This is a genomic window from Rheinheimera soli (assembly GCF_031457405.1).
GTDB classification, from domain to species: Bacteria; Pseudomonadota; Gammaproteobacteria; order Enterobacterales; family Alteromonadaceae; genus Pararheinheimera; species Pararheinheimera soli_A.
The window spans coordinates 68196-90477 of record NZ_JAVDWR010000002.1 but is presented as its reverse complement, the minus strand read 5'-3'; the positions used below and the strand labels follow the sequence as shown (position 1 = coordinate 90477).

21 protein-coding genes and 1 tRNA gene are annotated in these 22282 nt (G+C 46.4%); 14 read left to right on the top strand and 8 right to left on the bottom strand.

Annotated features, from left to right (window positions below):
- A complete protein-coding gene (locus J2W69_RS05170; protein ID WP_310275257.1) occupies positions 1-876 on the bottom strand; it encodes a CYTH domain-containing protein in 876 nt (291 codons plus the stop codon).
- Positions 877-1001: 125 nt separating this feature from the next.
- Here J2W69_RS05170 and J2W69_RS05165 point away from each other — a divergent pair, with 125 nt between their 5' ends.
- The 5 genes from J2W69_RS05165 to brnA all read left to right on the top strand — a co-directional run bounded on the left by J2W69_RS05165 (position 1002) and on the right by brnA (position 5048).
- Positions 1002-1625, top strand: a complete 624-nt coding sequence (locus tag J2W69_RS05165; RefSeq protein ID WP_310275255.1) for a TIGR04211 family SH3 domain-containing protein — start codon at positions 1002-1004, stop codon at positions 1623-1625.
- Positions 1626-1968: 343 nt separating this feature from the next.
- Entirely contained in the window at positions 1969-3012 is a 1044-nt protein-coding gene (locus tag J2W69_RS05160) for a hypothetical protein (protein ID WP_310275253.1), read from the top strand.
- Positions 3013-3730: 718 nt separating this feature from the next.
- Positions 3731-4189 carry a type II RES/Xre toxin-antitoxin system antitoxin gene (parS, locus tag J2W69_RS05155; protein ID WP_310275250.1) on the top strand — a complete coding sequence of 153 codons (459 nt, stop codon included), beginning with the start codon at positions 3731-3733 and terminating at the stop codon, positions 4187-4189.
- Positions 4189-4668: an RES family NAD+ phosphorylase gene (locus J2W69_RS05150; RefSeq protein ID WP_310275248.1), complete on the top strand. Its 480-nt coding sequence runs from the start codon at positions 4189-4191 to the stop codon at positions 4666-4668. Before parS ends, J2W69_RS05150 begins: the two co-directional genes overlap by 1 nt.
- A 137-nt stretch (positions 4669-4805) precedes the next feature.
- The gene (gene brnA / locus J2W69_RS05145) at positions 4806-5048 is read left to right on the top strand and encodes a type II toxin-antitoxin system BrnA family antitoxin (RefSeq protein ID WP_310275247.1); all 243 of its coding nucleotides are present in this window, start codon (positions 4806-4808) and stop codon (positions 5046-5048) included.
- A gap of 101 nt (positions 5049-5149) precedes the next feature.
- On the opposite strand, the gene J2W69_RS05140 is transcribed toward brnA, so the two are convergent.
- Positions 5150-5659, bottom strand: coding sequence for a winged helix-turn-helix transcriptional regulator (locus J2W69_RS05140; RefSeq protein WP_008899786.1), 510 nt, complete (start codon positions 5657-5659; stop codon positions 5150-5152).
- Positions 5660-5793: 134 nt separating this feature from the next.
- Here J2W69_RS05140 and putA point away from each other — a divergent pair, with 134 nt between their 5' ends.
- Positions 5794-9567, top strand: coding sequence for a bifunctional proline dehydrogenase/L-glutamate gamma-semialdehyde dehydrogenase PutA (gene putA / locus J2W69_RS05135; protein WP_310275242.1), 3774 nt, complete (start codon positions 5794-5796; stop codon positions 9565-9567).
- 138 nt (positions 9568-9705) lie between these two features.
- The gene (locus tag J2W69_RS05130; RefSeq protein WP_310275239.1) at positions 9706-10917 is read left to right on the top strand and encodes a cyclic di-GMP phosphodiesterase; all 1212 of its coding nucleotides are present in this window, start codon (positions 9706-9708) and stop codon (positions 10915-10917) included.
- Between the two features lie 11 nt (positions 10918-10928).
- Here the strand turns inward: J2W69_RS05130 and J2W69_RS05125 are convergent, their stop codons facing one another.
- Both J2W69_RS05125 and J2W69_RS05120 read right to left on the bottom strand, forming a co-directional pair.
- Positions 10929-11747, bottom strand: a complete 819-nt coding sequence (locus J2W69_RS05125; protein WP_310275237.1) for a general secretion pathway protein GspB — start codon at positions 11745-11747, stop codon at positions 10929-10931.
- Positions 11748-11769: 22 nt separating this feature from the next.
- The gene (locus J2W69_RS05120) at positions 11770-12678 is read right to left on the bottom strand and encodes an ExeA family protein (RefSeq protein WP_008899782.1); all 909 of its coding nucleotides are present in this window, start codon (positions 12676-12678) and stop codon (positions 11770-11772) included.
- A gap of 113 nt (positions 12679-12791) precedes the next feature.
- Here J2W69_RS05120 and J2W69_RS05115 point away from each other — a divergent pair, with 113 nt between their 5' ends.
- Positions 12792-14036 carry a multifunctional CCA addition/repair protein gene (locus J2W69_RS05115; protein ID WP_310275235.1) on the top strand — a complete coding sequence of 415 codons (1245 nt, stop codon included), beginning with the start codon at positions 12792-12794 and terminating at the stop codon, positions 14034-14036.
- Here the strand turns inward: J2W69_RS05115 and folK are convergent.
- Positions 13999-14508, bottom strand: coding sequence for a 2-amino-4-hydroxy-6-hydroxymethyldihydropteridine diphosphokinase (gene folK, locus J2W69_RS05110; protein WP_310275233.1), 510 nt, complete (start codon positions 14506-14508; stop codon positions 13999-14001). The two genes, J2W69_RS05115 and folK, sit on opposite strands and share 38 nt — an antisense overlap.
- Positions 14508-14861 (bottom strand): dihydroneopterin aldolase, encoded by a 354-nt coding sequence (gene folB / locus J2W69_RS05105; protein ID WP_310275231.1) that lies wholly within the window; start codon positions 14859-14861, stop codon positions 14508-14510. Before folB ends, folK begins: the two co-directional genes overlap by 1 nt.
- Positions 14862-14997: 136 nt before the next feature.
- Here folB and plsY point away from each other — a divergent pair, with 136 nt between their 5' ends.
- Positions 14998-15621: a glycerol-3-phosphate 1-O-acyltransferase PlsY gene (plsY, locus tag J2W69_RS05100; RefSeq protein WP_310275229.1), complete on the top strand. Its 624-nt coding sequence runs from the start codon at positions 14998-15000 to the stop codon at positions 15619-15621.
- Between the two features lie 17 nt (positions 15622-15638).
- Here plsY and tsaD read toward each other — a convergent pair whose 3' ends face one another.
- On the bottom strand, positions 15639-16652 hold the full coding sequence (gene tsaD, locus J2W69_RS05095) for a tRNA (adenosine(37)-N6)-threonylcarbamoyltransferase complex transferase subunit TsaD (protein ID WP_310275227.1): 1014 nt from the start codon (positions 16650-16652) through the stop codon (positions 15639-15641).
- A 169-nt stretch (positions 16653-16821) separates the two neighbouring features.
- Here tsaD and rpsU point away from each other — a divergent pair, with 169 nt between their 5' ends.
- The 4 genes from rpsU (at position 16822) to rpoD (ending at position 21252) form a co-directional block, all read left to right on the top strand.
- Complete coding sequence (gene rpsU, locus J2W69_RS05090; RefSeq protein WP_008899776.1) at positions 16822-17037, top strand: 30S ribosomal protein S21; 216 nt, start codon at positions 16822-16824, stop codon at positions 17035-17037.
- Positions 17038-17053: 16 nt separating this feature from the next.
- A complete protein-coding gene (locus tag J2W69_RS05085) occupies positions 17054-17497 on the top strand; it encodes a GatB/YqeY domain-containing protein (protein WP_008899775.1) in 444 nt (147 codons plus the stop codon).
- Positions 17498-17573: 76 nt separating this feature from the next.
- On the top strand, positions 17574-19298 hold the full coding sequence (dnaG, locus tag J2W69_RS05080) for a DNA primase (protein ID WP_310275222.1): 1725 nt from the start codon (positions 17574-17576) through the stop codon (positions 19296-19298).
- Between the two features lie 103 nt (positions 19299-19401).
- Positions 19402-21252, top strand: coding sequence for an RNA polymerase sigma factor RpoD (gene rpoD / locus J2W69_RS05075; RefSeq protein WP_310275220.1), 1851 nt, complete (start codon positions 19402-19404; stop codon positions 21250-21252).
- Between the two features lie 223 nt (positions 21253-21475).
- Here the strand turns inward: rpoD and J2W69_RS05070 are convergent, their stop codons facing one another.
- A complete protein-coding gene (locus tag J2W69_RS05070) occupies positions 21476-21811 on the bottom strand; it encodes a hypothetical protein (protein WP_310275219.1) in 336 nt (111 codons plus the stop codon).
- A 377-nt stretch (positions 21812-22188) separates the two neighbouring features.
- Here J2W69_RS05070 and J2W69_RS05065 point away from each other — a divergent pair.
- A tRNA-Ile gene (locus J2W69_RS05065) sits at positions 22189-22265 on the top strand.
- Positions 22266-22282: the final 17 nt, after the last annotated feature.

Sequence of the window (22282 nt, the reverse complement as noted above, 5' to 3'; positions counted from 1 at the left end):
TCAGGCAGAAAACAAAGATTCAGAACAATTCAGCAAAGCACAGTTATAAGCTGCACTGCTAAAGAAACTCAAGGCCTGTTTAGCATCGCGCGGCGGCAAAGCGGCGAAGTCTGCAGATACAACAGACAAAGCCTTTAGACATTGAGCTATCACCTGCCATGACTCTGAGTCCTGACTGCGTAAAAAGTAACTTTCGTGATACTGCAAAGACTTTAACAAAGCTGCTGTGCTGCTGTTGTCCGGTGCGGTAAAGACCAAAGGTTGCTGCTGAGCCAGACGATAACCCCGTTCAGCTTTAGACTGCCAGCCCAAACGCAGTGGCAGCAACTGCACTAACTGACGTGACAACTCAAACAAGGCTTTGACCTCGCCTTGTTGCAGCTCCAGTTCCAGCTCAAATATTGCTTCTTTTTGCTCCCCTGAAACCACTTCGCCCTGATCCAACACAGCTTCGACTGTACTGCCGTCAGCTAATGTTAACAACCAGCTCTGGCGGATAAAATCGGTGCGAAACAGCTGTTTTAATTGACTTTGCAACTGTGCTAAATCTGTTTGTTGTGGCCATATTTCAGCAGGAAAGGCATTGAGTTCAGGCCAAACCGAAGCACAAGGCAAATTGTATTCAGGCCGAAAATGCAAACCGCCATGCTGCTGCCCTGCTAACTTGATGGTTTGTTCAAACTGACCTTTTTTCAGCCGGGTTCTCAGTCCTGCGTCAAAACGGCGAAACCACAGATCGTCAGTTTCATAATAAGCATTGAGTAATTGCACACTTTCATGCTTCTGTACTGTGACTGCCAGTTGTTGCCATACCGGCTCTAAAGCAGGCACAGTGCTTTGGGTGAGTAAAAATTTAAGTTCAGCTTCCATCGCCATAGCGGCTTATTTCCTGTTCTGTAACAAGGGCTTATTTTAGCTCTTGTCAATTGATAACTATCTGGCCTATGATCGGCTCAATTCTCCATTTTGGCCAGATGTTGGTCGGTTTTTTTAGGATTTATATGTTGATCACCTCAAGACCCTGGCAAGCAGGCATGCTACTGGCCACAGTGTTGCTAAGTACAAGCCTCACTGCACAACAAGAAACAACAGGTACTCCGGTAAGCCCACAAAATGCCTACATCAGCGACAAGCTGATCACTTACCTTTACAGCGGTCCGGGCAGAGACTTCAGAATTATTGGCAGCATTGCCGCTGGCGAAGAAATTAAATTGGTAGCAGAAGACAGCACCTCGGAATACTGGCAACTGACAGACAGCAAAGGCCGCACCGGCTGGATCTTAAAGCAATACGTCAGCTTAACCCCAGTCTTTGGCGGTGAAGCCGGTGACCTGCAACAACAATTGCAGCAACAACAAACTTTAGTTGCCCAGTTACAGCAGGAAAAAGAGCAGTTACAACAACAACTGAATGAAACCGACGCTGCAGTGCAACAAGCAGAAAAAGCCACAGCCACAGCACAACAAACTATTGCGCTGCTGACAGAGCAACTACAAGAAAAACCAGCCGCCTTCTGGCAAGACAAAATGGTATTAGGCTCCATCCTGGGTTTCGCAGGTTTACTGTTCGGCTTAGTGGTGCCATCCCTAATCCCAGGCCGCCGCCGCAAAGAACGCTGGATGTGATTTAAGGCGTTTGGTTTTATCTTCTGAAATATCTCTGTTTATTTGTTTAAAATCAGGTGCTGAGTTGGCTATAAAGGCTCAGTATCTGGTTTGACTCCCGCTTGCTTCCGCTTTTCACTTTTATTGGTCAGAAACAATGGCTGAAGCTACAGCTGCGTTAACCTAGTAAAAATCTGCCCCTGTACTAACTACATAAATTTTGCCCATATTCATTTTACTGTTTTCAGAAAAATCTATTGAAATAGAGGTACATCAGCATTAGCTTGGTATGAGTAGAAATCATAAAAGAAGGCAGAACTATGCTCGACTTACGGGTCAGGCTGACTTCTGAAAAAGGATTGTTATGCAGTCAGATAGCATCATGGACGTTATACCTCAATATTCTGGAAAGCCTACATTGTACCTAGACCAAAATATTCTCGATCTATTCGTTGAACATGGAATCGGGAGCTTAGGGCAACAATTATTGGATAATTTTCAAGTTGTGTATTCAGACGAAACATTAAAAGAGATAAAACGCTCCGTAGGCTACGAAACAAAATTCCTTAATGTGCTCAAAGAGCTTGATGCATATCACCTTAAAGTCATGGTAGAGCAACCTGGATTTATAATTACCGACAAATCAACGATTGCGAATCGAGATGTGTTTGAAGCCTTTAACGAGTACTGCAGTAATGATGGCGAACATGGAAACATTGAGAACGCCATGAATCAGTGGTTGTTCAAATTCTCTGGTGGCAGACCCGGTGACAGCATTTCAGATATTCACTCTGAACAAATAGATGCATTCTCACAGCTTATTAATGTAATGCTCGATAGCTCAAAAGAACTACCAATTGAGATGAGAAAACAAATTGAGGACTGTGCCGTATTGATGATGGAGCAATTCAAATCAGCCCTTAAAGAGATAGAGCATACTATGGAAAAAGATGTTCCTGACACCAAAAATTGGAACGGAATAAAGTCCTTTAGGGAGTCCGTGCAAGTTGGACCAAAGGAACTCAACAATATAAAACCACCCAAAGTTATCGAGAAAATCTGGGATATCTACAAGGTAACGCTACCTGACAACAATCCGATCAACGAAATAGACGACTTTTTTAAGATTCGTTTCAATCCAATCTATCCTGCTAGACCTTATCATTTGCACCAAAAAATAACCGCAATGTACAACATGCTTAATACTCTGGGCTATTTTCCTGACTCTAAGGTACATAAAGAAGAACGGTTTGTTGCAGCCATGAGTGACAACAGCCATGCTTCAATGGCTTCTTTCTGTGCTCTATTACTCTCTAGAGACAAGAATTTTGTAAAAAAAGTACAAGCAGTGTATGAGTATCTAGATGTGCCAACAGAAGTGAAATTGATTACAGTAAATTATACGTAGGTTACTAAAACTTAAATGTAAGGTGTTTTTTTCACACTACAAATTTTCAGCAATACATTGATATATCTACGCAATTCCCCCTTCCTCGCAAACAATAGAAAACCATACCAACTACTGGCACCAAATCCCCATTGGGGCGCGAGCCGGACAAAATTGGGTGGCCAAGGTTTTAAGGCTGGGAGTGTCTGAGTGAGGAGCGGTAGCGACGAGGGCCAGTGGGGTCAAGTCTTGCGGTGTGCGTCATTTTCGCTTTTCATAGTTTATAAGTAACGAACCATACCAACTACTGGCACCAAATCCCCATTGGGGCGCGAGCCGGACAAAATTGGGTGGCCAAGGTTTTAAGGCTGGGAGTGTTTGAGTGAGGAGCGGTAGCGACGAGCGAGTTACCCAGCCGCCTTGGACGCACGATTTTGGGCCGGGCTTTCGCTGCGACCTGGGGTCGCCTTTTCTTTGGATACTTGTCTTTTGGCGAAGCAAAAGAAAGTATCTCGCCAGCGGCGAAAGCTTTAAAGCAAAAAAATGTAGCCATCAAAAACAGTTACAGCTACACAGTGACGCAATCAGTTGTAAACGAACTTCGTTTACCTCCCTGACAGCGGGGCAAGTATAAAACCAGCCCCAACCGTCTCAACAGAGACATCGTAAGTTGCAAGTGAAACCAGTCCCCACTACACTACTCACATGAAACAAATTCCTGTTGCAAGTGAGACAAAACATGACTATTGGCACAGCATACAAACCTAAAGCAAATACCACAAAGCCTGCCGGCTTGCTTGCCGCCTTGTCTTTACCTAAGCAACCTATTGATGCACATCTGAAAATACTGGCTGGATTCTCGTCCGACATAGTGACCAGACTATCCAAAGAAACCCAGATTGATGAGATGACGATTTGCCAATGGGTTGGTATTAGCCGCGCCACATACCACAGGAAAAACAAAGAGGATAAAAAAAGTTTCTCGGTTGAACAAAGTGGGAAACTTTATATGTTCGCCAAAGCGCTGGATTCAGCCCTGCAGCTTTTTAACGGCGATATGCCAGCGGCAGTGCAATGGCTTAAATCACCCGCCAGAGCCTTGGGGGGGGAGCGCCCATTAAATATGTTGAGTACTCCGACAGGAGCTGAGGCTGTGATTGATCTGATAGGTCGGATTGAGCATGGTGTTATCTCCTGATGAAGTCGATAGACCTGTTTCGACTGACAAAGACCGGCTTTGTTTCGGCATGTTTTGATGGTGAAGGCGCGCGCTTATATGGTGGGCGATGGAATTCTAAAGGCTCGCCTTGCGTCTATCTGGGCACAAGCCGTGCTATCTGTGTACTGGAAACACTGGTTCATCTGAACAATGAACAAAAATTACCATTATTTTCGATGCTCCAACTGACGGTGCCGGAGCAACTGGTCTCGACTCTTGATCCATCAGACTGGCCAAAGGATTGGGCACAGGATCCTGCACCGTCATCTACCAAAGAGATGGGTGATAGCTGGTTGTCAGGATGCAGCAGTCTGGTTTTATTAGTCCCAAGTTCGGTGGTTTCAGGTGAATGGAATGCCTTGTTTAATCCCGCACATCCGACTGCAAAAAGTATTGTTTCAACTGCCAAAGCAATAGAATTCAATCTGGATCCAAGGCTGATAAAAAAAGGGGGATAGCTATAGACGGACCTCTGAGGTGCGTCTTGAATGTCAATACTGAGCTAAACTTTGCAATAGGTGATAAGCAACATTCAAACCCTGACCATGAAGTGCAATTTCTGTCAGACGTTCGCGAAAATCCGAGGTAGAGCTGTATGAAAGCGCATGAATTCGATGCCAAATTTGAAGCAGATGAAGATGTAACAGAGGATCTTGATCTGACTCGAATGAAAAAACCAATGCTAAAACAAAAACGTGTCAATGTAGATTTTCCGGCCTGGATGCTCGAATCTTTAGATCGCGAAGCACACAGAATAGGGGTGACTCGTCAGTCCATCATTAAAATCTGGCTTGCGGAAAGGCTGGAAGCTATACCTCAGCACAATACTGGCTCGTGACTGCAATTTTAGACGGGCGGGTGCAAGACCCGCACCTACAATTTACCCGCGGATCTGATTAACAGATCTGGCCCAATCCTCACCTTGCCGGATAACAACAATTAGTCAGTTTTAACCTCAGGCGCCGTAGCCAACTTTAAAGGCAAACCTGCATCCTGTTTCACCTGCTCAATCACCACATAAGTATGAGTCTGCAATACCCCAGGCAAATCCACAATCAAACCCAATACACCGCGATACGCTTCCATACTGGATAGCCGTAGTTTTAACAGATAATCAAAACCACCGGCCACCATATGGCATTCTGCCACTTGCGGAATTTTCACCACCGCATCACGAAACTGATCAAAGACAGCGCCTGTAGTTCTGTCCAGGGTCACCTGGATAAAAGCTGCAGTGCCAAAACCCAGCTTGCTGGCGTTTAAACGGGCACCATAACCTTCGATAAAACCATCCTGTTCCAGCTTGCGAACCCTGTCTATGCAAGGGCTGGGGCTTAAATTGACCTTTTTCGCTAATTCGACATTAGAAATACGGCCATCTTTTTGTAGCGTGTCTAGAATTGTCATGTCGATACGGTCAGGTAACCGGCCTTTGGCACTTTGAGTCATGGCAGTATTTTTTCTGGTTTTATGATTTATAAACCGAATTATATAAGGTTAGTTTGAAAAAGAAACCACCAAATAGGGCTGCGCTTTCACTAAAATGCAGCATAATTTTTTTCACTTCACTGGATTAAAACCCTATGTTATTCCAAGGCCAATTGACCACCAGTCATGCTATTCGTCAAACCATGCGCGACCACTACCGTGCTGATGAAGATCAGGTACTCAACAACTTATTACCTATTGCGGATATTGGCCCTGCAGCGCGCAGCCGTGCCTGGGAAAAAGCCCGTCAGTTGGTGGTAAATATCCGTGAAGCTCAGGTCGGTAAAGGCGGTGTAGATGCGCTGCTGAACGAGTTTTCTTTGTCGACCGAAGAAGGTTTAGTGCTGATGTGTTTAGCCGAAGCCTTATTACGTGTGCCAGATAAGCACACAGCCGACCTGCTTATTCGCGACAAGTTATCCAACGGTGACTGGAGCTCGCACTTGGGCAACAGCGAATCTTTGTTTGTAAACATCTCTGCCTGGGGTTTATTGCTGACCGGCAAGCTGGTGAATTACAGCGATGACCAGAAAAAAGCTCAGTTTGGTTTATTAAAACGTACTTGTGGCCGTATGGGCGAGCCAGTGATCCGTCAGGCCGTGCGTTACGCCATGCAAATTATGGGCACCCAGTTTGTGATGGGGACCAGTATTGAAAAAGCCGTAGAACGTGCAGTAGAGCTGGAAAGCAAAGGTTTTACTTATTCTTACGATATGCTGGGTGAAGGCGCCCGCACTATGGACGACGCCAACCGTTATTTCGACAGCTACATGATGGCGATTAAAGTCATAGGCACTGCAGCGAAAAAACGTGGTCCGTTAAAAAGCCCTGGCATCTCTGTAAAATTATCGGCCATTCACCCACGTTACGAATTTACTCATCGCGACAGAGTGATCAACGAATTAGTACCTCGTTTAAAACAACTGGCGTTGGCCGCCAAAGCCTACGACATCAGTTTTACTGTGGATGCTGAAGAGGCCGATCGTTTAGATCTGTCTTTGGATCTGATTGAAGCTGTGTTTTCCGATCCTGAATTAGACGGCTGGGAAGGTTTTGGTTTAGCAGTACAGGCCTACTCTAAACGTGGCTTGTTTGTGATTGAATGGCTGCGTGAGCTGACGGTGAAAGTTGGCCGTAAAATGATGGTACGTCTGGTCAAAGGCGCTTACTGGGATACTGAAGTAAAAGTCAGCCAGGCCGAAGGTTTAAGTGACTTCCCGGTGTTTAGCCGTAAACCCTCTACCGATGTGTCTTATCAGGCTTGTGCTAAAAAGATGCTGGAATACCGCGACAGTATGTACCCTATGTTTGCTACTCACAATGCTTACACTGTCGCCACTATTTTAGAAATGGCGCCGGACCGTTCTGGTTATGAGTTCCAGCGTTTACACGGTATGGGTGATGCGCTTTATGATCAGGTTGTAGCTGATGACAAAGTACCTTGCCGTATTTACGCCCCGGTCGGTGAACACTCAGACCTGCTGGCTTATTTAGTGCGTCGTTTATTAGAAAACGGTGCCAACAGCTCTTTTGTAAACAACATTGTTGATGAAAATATTCCGGTTGAGTCTTTGCTCAAAGATCCGGTAGAAACAGTGCGTGCCTGGAGCAAAAAACGTAATAACTCTATTCCGTTACCTGACCAGCTGTACGGTGCTGCCCGCCTGAACTCTAAAGGGCAAGACTTTACTGATATCGATCAGATGACGGCTATGCGTGCAGCTATGGACACATGGCTTGCTTCTGTCAGCCAGATTGAAGTACCGGCAGGCGCTGCTGCAGTGACCAACCCGGCCAATACCAAAGAAGTGATAGGTTTCCACTATCACAGCACGCCAGAGCAAATGCAGCAAATCGTTGCTTTAGCTGAAGCCGCTTTTCCGGCCTGGTCAGCCACTGCTGTGACTGAACGAGCTGCACTTCTGCTTAAGCTGGCCGATCAGTTGGAACTACATCGCGATGAATTGCTGGCTTTATGTATTAAAGAAGCGGGGAAAACCGTAGGCGACAGCATGGCTGAAGTACGTGAAGCTGTGGATTTCTGCCGTTATTATGCTGCTGAAGCCACAAAGAACCTGCAATCTGCAGAGGCTCGTGGTGTCGTGCTTTGTATCAGCCCGTGGAACTTCCCATTAGCTATTTTCTTAGGTCAGGTCAGCGCAGCCTTAGTGGCTGGTAATACAGTAGTAGCTAAGCCTGCCGAACAAACCAGCTTAATTGCAGTGCGTACTGTAGAACTGATGAAAGCTGTTGGTTTCCCTGAATATGTGGTGCAGTTGGTCATAGCGCCTGGCCGTCAGGTCGGTGAGCATATAGTGCCTGACACCCGTATTCAGGCCGTGATGTTCACAGGTTCTACTGAAACTGGTGCCTGGATTGCCCGTAAACTGGCCGAACGTGGTGGCGAGCCAGTGCCACTAATTGCCGAAACCGGTGGCCAGAACTGTATGATTGTGGATTCTACCGCCCTGCCTGAGCAAGTAGTTGATGATGTGATCTCTTCTGGTTTCCAAAGTGCTGGTCAACGTTGTTCTGCCCTTCGTGTGCTGTTCCTGCAGGAAGATGTGGCCGATAAGATCATCACTATGATCAAAGGCGCCATGAAAGAGCTGCATGTAGGCGATCCGGCCTGGTTAAGCACTGATTTAGGTCCTGTGATTGATACCAAAGCATTAGAGCGCTTAAACCAGCATGTGCAGTATCTGGAAGGCAAAGCCACTTTGCATTATGTCTGTGATGCGCCAGCTGCTGGCGATCATTATTTCTTTGCGCCACGTTTGTATGAAATCAGCAGCCTGAATCTGCTGGAGCGCGAAGTTTTTGGCCCTGTGGTGCATATTATCCGCTTTAAAGCCGAAGAGCTGGATAAAGTGATACAGCAAATCAATGCTACTGGTTATGGCCTGACTATGGGTATCCATAGCCGTATTGCACAAACGACTATGAAAGTCGCCAGCGAAATCAAAGCAGGTAATATCTACGTCAACCGCAATATGATTGGTGCCGTAGTGGGTGTGCAGCCTTTTGGTGGTCGTGGTTTATCAGGTACTGGCCCTAAAGCTGGTGGCCCTTTCTACTTAAGCCGTCTGGTGAAAGAACATGAATTGCAGGCTCCGGCTTTAGATGCAACTGTGCAACAGCAGTTAGAAGCGGCCAGCGGTTTTGACGCACAGCTCAATACCCAACTGCAGCAAATGGTTGTCGCTCAGGTGCCGTGGCTGAATCAAAATGTGACAAATCGGGGTTCTGTGTTACGTCGTTTTATCGCTCAGCTGGCAGGTAACAAACTGGTATCAGAGCAAGAACACGACTTAAACGACGTGATCACCGCAGCCCGTGAACAGCTGCATTTGCTGGAAAAAGATCTGGCTCAACCTATCACCTTGCCAGGACCTACAGGTGAATCGAATCAGTTGCATCTGGAAGCCAAAGGTGTAGTAGCGCTTATTCGCAGCGAACACAGCAGCTTCCAGCACTGGATGCTGGCTTTGATTACTGCTCTGGTGTCAGGGAATGCGGTGGTCAGCACAGCAGGTGAAGCTCAGCAGGCCGAAATGGATACCTGCCGTAAATTGTTATTGCAAGCCGGTTTACCAGCGAACTTGTTCCACTGGGTGAAGTTACAGAGCTTAAAGGCACTGTTAGCACATCCTGTAGTGGCAACAGCTGTGATTGAAGGCACTAACCCGTTAAAAGCCTTGTCAGGACAGTGGATAGCTGCCCGTGATGGTGCCATTACAGCTTTGGTGACCAGCCCCGCTGATCACCAGTTGTTGCACCGTTTAGTGACAGAAAAAACCGTCACTATCAATACCACTGCAGCAGGTGGTAATGCATCTTTGATGACGATGACTGATAACCTGGGTTAAAACTTAAGCAAAAGCTAATTAAATAAGGGCCCGCGATGTTGCGGGCTTTTTTTTCACTGCATAATGAGCTATCATTTTTATCGTATTTTCACTTATCAATAGATTTCCGGATCACGGAAATTTATTCAGAGTCCGCCTATGACAGCTCCAGCTCAGCTTAAAGTTCTTAGCATTGCCGAATTACAGCCCGGCATGTATGTGGTATCTGTGCATAAGCAAAAAGGCAACGTAGAAATTAAGACTCAGGGCTGGGCCAGAACTGAGGCTGTGATTGAGCAACTGAAGAAAAAAGGTGTGCTGGAACTGGTCGTCGACCTGAGTAAAACTCTGGGACAAGCCAAAGTTGAAGTTGCACCGCCAGCAGAGCCTGTGGCAACTGCAAGCGGAAAAACACGCGAAAAAGTCAGTTTTGAGCAAGAGCTTGGGCAAGCCAATACCTTGTATCAGCAAGCCAAAGGTTTACAGAAAAAAGCTTTTGCCGATATTCAGGCTGGGCGTGAGTTAAACCTGCAGCCCTTTCAGGACTGCGCTACAGGTTTTATCGACTCGGTATTTCGTAATCAGGATGCTTTGCTCTGTATCAGCCGTATTCGGGAAAAAGATGCTTATCTGCTGGAACACTCGGTCAATGTCTCTATTCTGATGACCATTTTTGCCAAACAAATGAAGTTTGATGAAGAGCTGATCCAGCAACTGGCCACAGGTGCTTTATTGCACGATATAGGCAAAATTCTGGTGCCGGACAGCATACTGAATAAACCCGGTAAACTGACTGCAGAAGAATTTGGCGAAATGCGCCGCCATGTGGTGTACAGCAAAGAAATTCTGCAGAAAATACCAGGCTTAAGCCCCATCAGTATTGATGTGGCTGCAGTGCATCATGAACGGCTGGATGGCAAAGGTTATCCCTATGGTTTAGCTGATCAGCAAATTTCTTTATATGGCCGGATGATTTCGATAGTCGACACATACGACGCCATTACCGCACAACGTTGCTACAAAGAAGGCCAAACCGGTATTTCGGCGCTGAAAATTTTAAAACGTGAATCACCACAAAGTTTTGATCCAGCGCTTGTGGCTCAGTTTATTAAAGCCATAGGCATACATCCGGTTGGAACCCTGGTCAAACTGAGCAATCAGAAGCTGGCCATAGTACTCAAAGCCAATGAGCAGGACCCGTTACGCCCCGTACTTAAAGTGTTTTATAACTGTAAATTCAAGCGTTATATCGAAGTGTCTATTGTCGATCTGGCCAGCAGCAAAACAGATATTGAGATTGAAGGTGCTGTTATGCCGGAAGATTTTGGCATTGATATCATTCGCTTTTTCCGCCAGTCAGTGCTGGAGTAAGGTAAAAAACTTTACCTGTAACTCCAGTCTGCTAAAGCTGCAACACTAAACTGAGTCTGGTTAAATTGCAGCACCACATACTGTGGCAATATCTCTTTGACCTGAATATCTGCCGTTACCCACTGACCTTGTTGCAAGTCTTTGCCATTCACTTTAATCCAGCGCTGTTTAGCATCAGTTGCGTAGACATGAGCTTCAAAACGCAGGGAAGGTAACTGGCGCTGCAACAGATCATCCAACTGATTAATATCCTGTGCCGGAGCATCGTGGTAATTAATTTGTTGTTGACGTAGCTGCGAGCCATCAGCAGCTGCCAAAGCTGATTCAAATTTTCCACGCAGCTCTGCCGACACCTCTGATTGTTCCAGCTCTGCTGCAGGTAAAAGCTCATCCACAGGGGTTAAGTCATCGTGCAGATCTGCTTCCTGCATTTGTTCAAAATCAACAAAGTCTTCGTCTGTGGAACGTCCCAACACTCTCTCGCCTCGTCTGGCAGAAACCACTAATTGAGGTTCTGCTTGTGGGACTTCCTTCAGTTGCACTGCCTCTGCTGGTTTTAACAAATCTGCCGCCAGTTGCAATTCCATCGCAATATCTGCCGCGTTAGCAATAACAGGTGCTGCCTGAACCACAGGAGCAGCCACAGATTCAACAAGGGCCGCTGGCTCTTTTTTGTTGAATTGATACTGCCCAACAAAAAAGCCCAAAACTAAACCTAAAACCACTAATAAAATTAAAGCAACAATACGCCAGCCATGGCCTGATGCAGTCTGTTCTGCTGCCACCGGAACTTGCTGTTGTTGCTTTAACGCATCCATTAATAACGACATGACGGGTCCCCTGCTCTGTCTTTTACCACAATAATGCAGACAGCCCTGCACCAGCCCCTAACGCCACCAGAGTTAACAAAGGCCATAACCAAACAGGCCAGGCCGCTTTCACTGGTTGAGGTTTAATCGCCAGCACTTCTGAAGCAGCCTGACTGATCAGGCCAGCATCAATTAATGCCTTTTGCTGACTATAACCCCCTAACATAGCGCGGTCGCAGATTAAATTGAGTAGGCGCGGAATACCACCAGATAATAAAAATAATTTTTTCACCGCAGAAGCGGTAAACACAGGCCGACTGCAACCAGCCACCTGCAAACGGTAACTGATGTATTGCTGCACTTCCTGTTCAGTCAAAGGCATTAAGTGATAACGGGCCGTGATCCGCTGGGCCAACTGACGTAAATCCTGACGCTGCAATAACTGCTGTAGCTCTGGCTGACCTATTAAAATCACCTGCAACAGCTTTTTGGTATTGGTTTCTAAATTGGTTAACAAGCGCAGCTGTTCGAGCACAGCGGGTTGTAAATGCTGAGCTTCGTCAATAATCAAAATGGTGTTTTTACCTGCCTGATGGTTTTTGGTCAGACGGTTGGTAATTTTGTCGGTCAGCATTTTTAAGCTGGCGTCGGACTTTTTGTAGCGGATTTTTAGCTGATCACAAATAGCGGCCAGCAGTTCCAGTTCGTTTAAGGTCGGGTTTAAGATAAAAGCCACTTCAGTTTTATCTGTCAGTTCCTGCAATAAACAACGTGATACTGTAGTTTTGCCAGTACCCACTTCGCCGGTCAGTAGCACAAAACCACCGGCCTCACCTAAGCCATAACGCAAATGCGCTAAAGCTTCAGCGTGACGAGGACTTAAAAATAGAAAGTCAGGGTTCGGCGCTATAGAAAAAGGCTGACTGGTTAAACCGAAAAATCCGGTGTACATAAAGTTCCCGCTGCTGAGTTAGGGCGACAATTGTAAGCAAGGCGTTATAATGGCAAAAAAAGAGGGAGCAGGAAAGCATTGAAAACTTATCTTGTAGCTGGAGCAGGAATACATTGAAAATTTATCTTGTAGGCGGAGCTGTTCGCGACGAGTTGCTGGGTTACCCGGCATTAGATCAGGACTGGCTGGTAACAGGCGCTACACCGGAGCAATTGCTGGCTTTGGGCTATCAGGCTGTGGGCAAAGACTTCCCGGTATTTTTACATCCCAAAACCAAACAAGAATATGCTTTGGCCCGCATCGAACGTAAGCAAGGCCAGGGCTACACAGGTTTTGCCTGTTATTTTGCAGAGGATGTCACCTTAGAGCAGGATTTACAGCGCCGTGATTTAACCATTAATGCCATCGCCAAAGATGAGTCAGGTGAATTACACGACCCTTATGGCGGTGTGGCCGATATCAAAGCCAAAATCCTGCGCCATGTCTCCCCCGCTTTTAGTGAAGACCCGCTACGGGTATTACGCGTGGCGCGTTTTTACGCCCGCTATTTTCATTTAGGTTTTAGGGTAGCTGCTGAAACTTTAGCTTTGATGCAACAACTAAGTGCCAGTGGAGAGCTGGAACATTTAACCGCAGAGCGGGTATGGCAGGAAACCGCCCGGGCTTTAACAGAACAAGACCCTCAGGCTTATTTTGAGTTATTGCACAGCTGCGGCGCGTTAAAAGTATTGATGCCAGAACTGGATCAGCTGTGGGGAGTGCCAAATCCAGAAAAGTGGCATCCTGAAATAGACTCCGGCATCCATTGTATGCTGGTGCTGAAACAAGCGGCTTTATTGTCTGACCGGCTGGACGTGCGTTTTGCTGCACTTTGCCATGATGTGGGTAAAGGCATCACAGACCCGGCTTTATGGCCTAAACATCATGGGCATGAACATACAGGTTTGCCTCTGGTACATGAGCTTTGCAGCCGTATTCGGGTGCCCAACGACTGCCGTGATTTGGCGTTATTGGCTTGTGAGTACCATCAGTTGCTGCACAAAGCTTTTGAACTTCGCCCTGCCACAGTACAAAAGTTATTTGATGACATCGATTTATGGCGAAAACCTGAACGTCTGGATTTATTGCTGCAGTGCGCGATAGCCGATTTACGCGGTCGTACCGGCTTTGAACAGAACCCTTACCCACAAGCTGACTACTTAAAGCAGTTAGCAACAGCGGCGAAAGCTATTGATGTGAAAGCCATAGTGGCGTTGGGTTTAAAAGGTGAAGCCATTAAACTGGAAGTCGCCAAAGCGCGACTTGAGGCTATTAGCGCAGCTAAACACCAGTGGCAGGAGCAGCATCCGGCCAGTTGAATGCCACTTGCCACAGCTTTTGTGGCACTTGGTAGTTTTGCCACATCTGCTGATAGCTTTGGCCTGTCAGCGGATGAGTTTGCTCCGGTGCCAGTTCAGATAATGGCAATAATACAAAAGCGTTTTTAGTAATTTCATCGCGCGGCAATTCAACGGGCGCCTTGCACACCAGTTGATCGTAAGTCAGCAAATCCAGGTCCAGTCGTTTGCCACAAAATTTAGGTGACTTAGCTGGCCGGCCATATTTTTGCTCTATGGCTTTAAAAGCGGCGATACATTCAGCCACAGATAAATCGGTGTTGGCTTGTGCCACCAGATTATAAAAAGCATCGCCGTCAAAACCCACAGCTTCACTTTCATACACAGCAGAGCAGCGAATTTTACCAAACAAAGCAGATAGTTCCAGATAGGCGGCGCTGATATGCAGCTCCCGCTCTATGTTGCTGCCAATACTGATATAAATCAGTGCCATTACCAGTTTCCACGCGATATAGATACGCCGACACTAGCAGCCGCCGGCACCGCTGCTGGCTTGGCGATAGTCACTTTCACGGCTTTAGTTGGAAATTTTTCCAGCACCATAGCTGCCACTTTTTCTGCCACAGTTTCAATCAGTTCGTGCGGTTGCTGACAAAGCTCTGCTATGGCAGTACAAACGGCGCTGTAATCGAGAGTGTATTGCAAATCGTCTGTGGCAGCGGCCTGGCGGATATCTGTTGCCAGCTCTAAATCAAATTCCAGTGTCTGCTGTATGGCTTTTTCCCACTCATATACACCTATCACCGTCTGGACTTTAAATTGCCTGATAAAAACTATATCCGTCATAGATTTCCGCTTTTGTTAAAGACTTGTTTCAGGTAGGCTGGTCGGATAGGCAAAGATTAAAAAAGCCTATATTCTGAACGCCTTGTAGACAGAGGCCGATTTTAGCCTACTTTGCCGGACTGAGGAACCTTAATCCATGACAGTGACCATAGCGATTTTGATGCTGCTCGCTTATCTAAGCGGCTCAATCTCGTCTGCCATTCTGGTCAGTCAACTATTCAGGCTGCCCGATCCACGCACTCATGGTTCATGTAATCCGGGCGCCACCAACGTATTACGTTTAGGCGGCGCAGTTCCGGCATCTATGGTTCTGGCCTTTGATGTGCTCAAAGGCACTATTCCGGTCTGGGGTTCTTATTTTTTAGGTGTCGAAGCTTTTTACCTGGGCATGATTGCGGTCTGTGCCTGCTTAGGTCATATATTCCCGGTGTTTTTTGGTTTTAAAGGCGGTAAAGCAGTAGCCACAGCTTTTGGCAGTATGATGCCTATAGGTCTGGATTTAGCAGGTTTACTGATTTCTACCTGGATGATGCTGATAGGGGCTACAGGTTATTCGTCACTGGCCGCTATTGTCACTGTGGCCCTGGCGCCTATTTTCACCTGGTTTATCAAACCTTTGTATACCATTCCTGTGTCTATGCTGAGCCTGCTGATTATTATCCGTCACAAAGACAATATCATCCGGCTCTGGAACAATCAGGAAACTAAGGTTTGGCATAAAAACCGCAAAACCAAACCTCAGGATCCCGACCAGGAATAATTAAAGACCCCAATTAATTACAAGGCAGGCAGTTGTTCCATAGGCCAACGTGGTGTAACGCCTATAGTTAAATCCTGCTGCTGCCCTGCTCTTAAACGCTGAAATCCTGCAAAAGCAATCATGGCGCCGTTGTCGGTGCAAAATTCTTTGCGTGGATAATAGACTTCGCCTTTTAAGCTTTTCAGTAACACTTCCAGCTGTTCACGTAATGAGGTATTGGCGCTGACGCCACCTGCCACCACTAAACGTTTTAAGCGCTGCTCTTTTAAAGCACGACGACACTTTAAAACCAAAGTATCGACCACAGCCTGCTGGAATGACGCTGCGATATTTGCCTGCACTTCAGGGCTTTTGCCTTCAGCTGCAATCACATTCGCAGCCGCAGTTTTGAGGCCGCTGAAACTGAAATTCAAACCAGGCCTGTCTGTCATAGGGCGTGGAAAGGCATATTTATCGGCCTGGCCTTGTGTGGCTAATTTCGCAAGCAAAGGCCCGCCCGGATACTCCAGCCCCATTAATTTGGCTGTTTTATCAAAAGATTCGCCTGCAGCATCATCGACAGATTCACCCAATAACTGATACTGGCCTATACCATCCACCCGTACTAACTGGGTATGACCGCCTGACACCAATAACGCAATAAAAGGAAACTCCGGTGGATTCTCTTCCAGCATAGGCGCCAATAAATGGCCTTCCATATGATGTACAGCCAAAGCTGGTTTGCCCCAGGCAAAAGCTAAACTGCGGCCTATCGAAGCCCCTACTAACAAAGCGCCTGCTAAACCTGGGCCTGCTGTATAAGCAACGCCGTCTATGTCGGACGCCTTGCAACCCGCTTCCTTTAACGCTTGTTGTATAAGCGGCAAGGTTTTACGGATATGATCACGCGAGGCCAGCTCAGGCACTACGCCACCATAATCTGCATGCAAAGGGATCTGGCTGTATAACACATGACTTAACAGACCCCGCTCTTCATCGTACACAGCGATGCCTGTTTCATCACAAGATGTTTCTATGCCAAGTACTCGCATTTTACTCCCCTTACCTATATGCTACGCGGCGAATTGTACTGAGATCTGAGCATCATCACCAGTACAACACTTATTGCTTTACATTGGGGCTGGCTTTTGAGTAAAATGCCGCACCATTTTTAATCGTATTGGTTAGACACTAACCAGAGTTGACCGAGGTGAGAATTTAATGCCTGTTGTTAAAGTAAAAGAAAACGAACCATTTGACGTAGCTTTACGTCGTTTCAAGCGCTCTTGTGAAAAAGCTGGCGTATTAGCTGATGTACGCTCTAAAGAGTTTTTCGAGAAGCCAACTTGGGTTCGTAAGCGTAAGAAAGCTGCCGCTGTTAAGCGTCACATGAAAAAGCTTTCTCGCGAAAACGCTCGTCGCATCAAGCTTTACTAAGATTATTGCCTGACCTATGGCATTGTTAGAACAGCTGCAAGAAGCCCAAAAAGACGCAATGCGTGCCAAAGACAAATTGCGTCTCGGCACTATTCGTTTAGCTTTAGCTGAAATCAAACAACGTCAAATTGACTTGCAGATGGTGCCTGATGACACCAATATTCTTCCTGTGCTTACCAAAATGGTAAAACAGCGTAAAGAATCTGCCAGTCAGTACAGTGCAGCAGGTCGGCAAGATTTAGCTGATATTGAATTAGCAGAAATCGTAATCGTAGAACAGTTTTTGCCACAAGCCTTATCTCAGGCTGAGCTGGATGATTTAGTGCAACACGCTATTACTGCTGTTGCAGCCTCTGGAATGCAGGACATGGCGAAAGTTATGGCCCACTTAAAGCCACAGGTTCAAGGCCGTACTGATATGGCCGTTTTAAGTCAGGTTATTAAAGCTCGTTTGAGTTAAGCTTCTAGCTGAACTACTGCACGCCGTGCCCTTAGCACGGCTTGTCTTTTTCTGAATACAAGTAAAAAGGAAAAAGGTGGCAGGACAAATCCCCAGACACTTTATCGACGACTTATTAGCTCGTACAGATATAGTGGAACTGATCGATCACAGAGTTCCGTTAAAAAAGGCCGGTAAGAATTACCAGGCTTGTTGCCCTTTCCATAACGAAAAATCCCCTTCCTTTACCGTAAGTAGCGACAAACAGTTTTATCATTGCTTTGGTTGTGGCGCTCACGGCAATGCCATTAGTTTTATGATGGCGTACGAACAGCTTGAATTTGTAGAAGCCATTGAAGAACTGGCTAAACAGCATCATTTAGAGATACCACGCGAACAAGGCAGTGGTAAGCAGTATCCGCAGGCTCAGGCCGACGACTACAGCCAGATGCAAAAAGCGGCAGATTTGTATCAGCAACAGCTGAAACAACAGCTTCATGCTGCAGCTTATTTACAGAAACGTGGTATTTCAGAGGCCACAGCAACAAAATACGGCATAGGCTACGCACCTGACAGCTGGGATTTTGTCTTAAAGCAGTTAGGCGCTTCACGTTCAGCGCGCGATCAGCTATTCGAAATTAAGCTGATTAGTCGTAATGAACAGGGCCGTGAATACGACTTTTTCCGCGACCGGCTGATGTTTCCGATCCGGGATAAACGCGGCAGAGTGATAGGTTTTGGCGGCAGGGTGATAGGTGAAGGTACGCCTAAGTATCTAAACTCACCTGAGACCCGGCTTTTCCATAAAGGCCGTGAACTTTATGGCCTATATGAAGCCAGACAAAGCCAGGATCGACTGAATCGTGTGCTGATTGTTGAAGGTTATATGGATGTGGTTGGTCTGGCCGAGCAAGGAATATCTTTTGCAGTGGCTTGTTTAGGCACCGCCACGACCCCAGATCACATGCATACGTTATTTCGTCTGACCAGTACTGTGACTTGCTGTTATGACGGCGACAGAGCTGGCCGCGACGCCGCATGGCGTGCCTTACAGAGTGCCTTACCGCATTTAAAAGATGGCGTTGAACTGAATTTTGTATTTTTACCGGACGGCGAAGACCCGGATTCGCTGGTGCAAAAAGAAGGCAAAGAAGCCTTTTTAAACCGTCTGGAACAGGCCATGCCTTTAGGTCAGTATTTATTTGACCATCTGGCCAAAGAGTTAGATTTAAACAGCGATGCCGGAAAATCCGCCTTATGGGTTAAAGGTAATGAGCTGATTAAACAAATTCCAAGTGAGTTTTACCGCGATGCCTTGTTTGAAACATTAGGATCTTTGGTTGGTAAATCGTCGCAGCAAAATACGGCGGCAAGACACCAGACTAAGGTGCAAAGCAAAGCTCCTGTGAGCACAAAAATTACGCCGATGCGACGGGCTATAGCATTGTTATTACAATACCCTGCGCTCGCCAAAGTGATGCCACTGGCTCCTGAACTGGCGCAAGCGAATTTACCTGGTATTCAGTTATTGCTGACCATACAGGACACTTTATTAGCTCAGCCTGAACTGACCACAGCTCAATTGCTGGAGCATTGGCGCGATACGCCCGAATACAACATACTGGTAAAACTGGCTTTATGGGACCATCAGGTTGCCGAAGAGCAGTTAACCAAAGAATTTCTGGATACATTCAGGTCTATTGAAGATCAGTATCTGGGCCAACGTCTGGAAGAATTGCAACGCAAAGATACATTGCAGCAACTGACCACGGCGGAGAAACACGAATTTGTGTTGCTGTTAAAAGCTTTTAAAAGCAAATAACCGTGAGTAAGCCGTCATTGCGCGGTGGCTAGAAAAGCCGCGCTTTGTTATAATCGCTAATTCGCATTTTTGAACTAACTATTTGGGTGGAAGAACAGCCTCTATGGAGCATAATCCTCAGTCGCAACTAAAACTCCTGATCTTAAAGGGTAAAGAGCAAGGTTATTTGACCTTTGCTGAAGTTAATGATCATCTTCCACAAGATATTATTGACTCCGATCAGATCGAAGACATTATCCGTATGATCAATGACATGGGTATTCAGGTGTTTGAAACAGCACCAGATGCCGATGACCTGATCATGTCTGACGCTGCGCCGGATGAAGACGCCGCAGAAGAAGCCGCTCAGGCTTTAGTCAGTGTGGATAAAGAGTTAGGTCGCACTACAGATCCGGTCCGCATGTATATGCGCGAAATGGGCACTGTAGAGCTGTTAACCCGTGAAGGCGAAATCGACATCGCCAAGCGGATTGAAGATGGTATAAATCAGGTTCAGACCTCTGTGGCTGAATACCCTGAAGCCATCACCTACCTGTTAGAACAGTGGGATAAATTCGAAGCCGAAGAAATTCGCTTAAGTGACATTGTCACCGCTTTTATCGATCCAAACGAAGTGGATGATATGGCCCCAACGGCCACTCATATCGGTTCTGATGTGCCGGAAGAAGAACTGGCCGATGAAGACGCTGATATCACAAGTGACGATGAAGAGTCTGAAGACTCGGACGAAGAAGCAGACACTGGCCCGGATCCGGAAATGGCCCGCGAGAAGTTTGGTGAACTCCGTACTCAGTACGAAGTAACCCGTGCCTCGATCGTCAAAAATGGCCGTGAGCATCCGACCACCAAAGAAGAAATTGAAAAACTCAGCGAAGTTTTCCGTTGCTTCCGTTTAGTGCCAAAACAGTTCGACCGTCTGGTCAAAAACATGCGTGAAATGATGGACCGCGTGCGCGTCCAGGAACGTATTGTGATGAAGAACTGCGTTGAGTACGCAAAAATGCCAAAGAAAAACTTTATGAAGTCTTTCAGCGGCAACGAAAACTCAACGGCATGGATCGACGCCGAAATTGCTGCAGGCAAACCTTATTCAGCCAAGCTGGGTGAGATGCGTGACGATTTGTTCCGCAGCGTTGAGAAGCTGAAAAAAATTGAAGAAGAGACCGGCCTTTCGATCTTTAAAATTAAAGATATCAACCGTCGCATGTCGATTGGTGAAGCCAAGGCCCGTCGTGCGAAAAAAGAAATGGTTGAGGCGAACTTACGTCTGGTTATTTCTATAGCGAAAAAGTACACCAACCGTGGCTTACAATTCCTTGATTTGATTCAGGAAGGTAACATCGGCTTGATGAAAGCTGTCGACAAGTTCGAATACCGTCGTGGTTATAAGTTTTCAACTTATGCTACATGGTGGATCCGTCAGGCCATTACCCGTTCAATCGCTGACCAGGCCCGTACTATCCGGATCCCTGTGCATATGATTGAAACCATCAACAAACTGAACCGTATTTCACGTCAGATGTTGCAGGAAATGGGTCGTGAGCCGTCTCCGGAAGAATTGTCCGAACGTATGGGCATGCCGGAAGACAAGATCCGTAAAGTGCTGAAAATAGCCAAAGAGCCAATCTCCATGGAAACACCAATAGGTGACGATGAAGATTCGCATTTAGGTGATTTTATCGAAGACAGCACTTCAGAATCGCCGCTGGACTCAGCCACCATGGAAAGCTTAAAAGCCGCCACCAACGAAGTGTTGGCCGGTTTAACAGCCCGTGAAGCAAAAGTACTGCGTATGCGTTTTGGTATCGATATGAATACCGATCATACCCTTGAAGAAGTGGGCAAACAGTTTGACGTAACACGGGAACGTATCCGTCAAATCGAAGCCAAAGCGCTGCGTAAACTGCGCCACCCTTCCCGTTCAGAAGTATTAAAAAGCTTCCTCGACGAGTAGATTTGTTTCGCGTCGAAAATGTGCTTCTGCATTTACGACGTATCAATAAGAAGGCACCGCAAGGTGCCTTCTTATTTTTGATCTACCAGAGTCAGCATGCTTAAAGATTTATAGCCTATCCGCAGCTTCAAACCAGAAGAGCATGTTGTATTTCCAGATTATTCCGGTTTACCTGCTAAATTTGCTCCAGCTGTCGTACCTATATCAATCCTTTGACCAGAGCTCAACCAAGCCCCCATAAGCCCCAGCCAAAACATAAGAAAGCGGACAGATACAAAAAACCTGTTGGCGATTTCCAGCGTAGAGGCTGTCGAATAAACTCAGCAAAACGCAAGTTGGCCAGATGTAATTCAAACAGCAAAGCAAGCATCAGCAATGCAAATGCAAACAGGTAATAGCGCTGAGGATCTGCACTGCTATAAAGCCAGGGTGAATACAACGCATACAGAAGAAGCAGAAAGATAAACAGCATTTTTAGGCTTTTATAGGAAAAATGAGAAAACGTCTTAATATCCATGATTTTTCTCCTGTCTAGGAAAATAGCTGGCAACAGCAGCACTATTGCCAGCCAGGTTCTTTAGTATAGCGCTTCACTAATCCAGCGCTGAATGGGCGTATTCCGGTTCAGCCATTGCCTTGCGGCATATCCAGCCTGGAAAGATCCTGCTAAAAAATCTGATTATGAATCACGGTTCTGTCACAGCAGAAACAGTAAGTAGCAGGACATTATTATCGGGGAAAACGCCGCTTAGACTTGCATCTTCCCTGTCAATATCCTGTTTAGCGCAGGGGATTGATAGAGAAGCGGATAAAAAACAAGCAATCAGTACAAAGAGCATGTCACGAAGCGGTGACAACAGCAGAAAAACTTCTTATACTGCCTGCGCTTTAAAGAGTTCAGCCTTTGGACTTGTTTACTTAAAGCCTTTTTTAAATGGCCCTATAGCTCAGTTGGTTAGAGCATCCGACTCATAATCGGCAGGTCCCTGGTTCAAGTCCAGGTGGGGCCACCATTTTATCTATGTTTCTG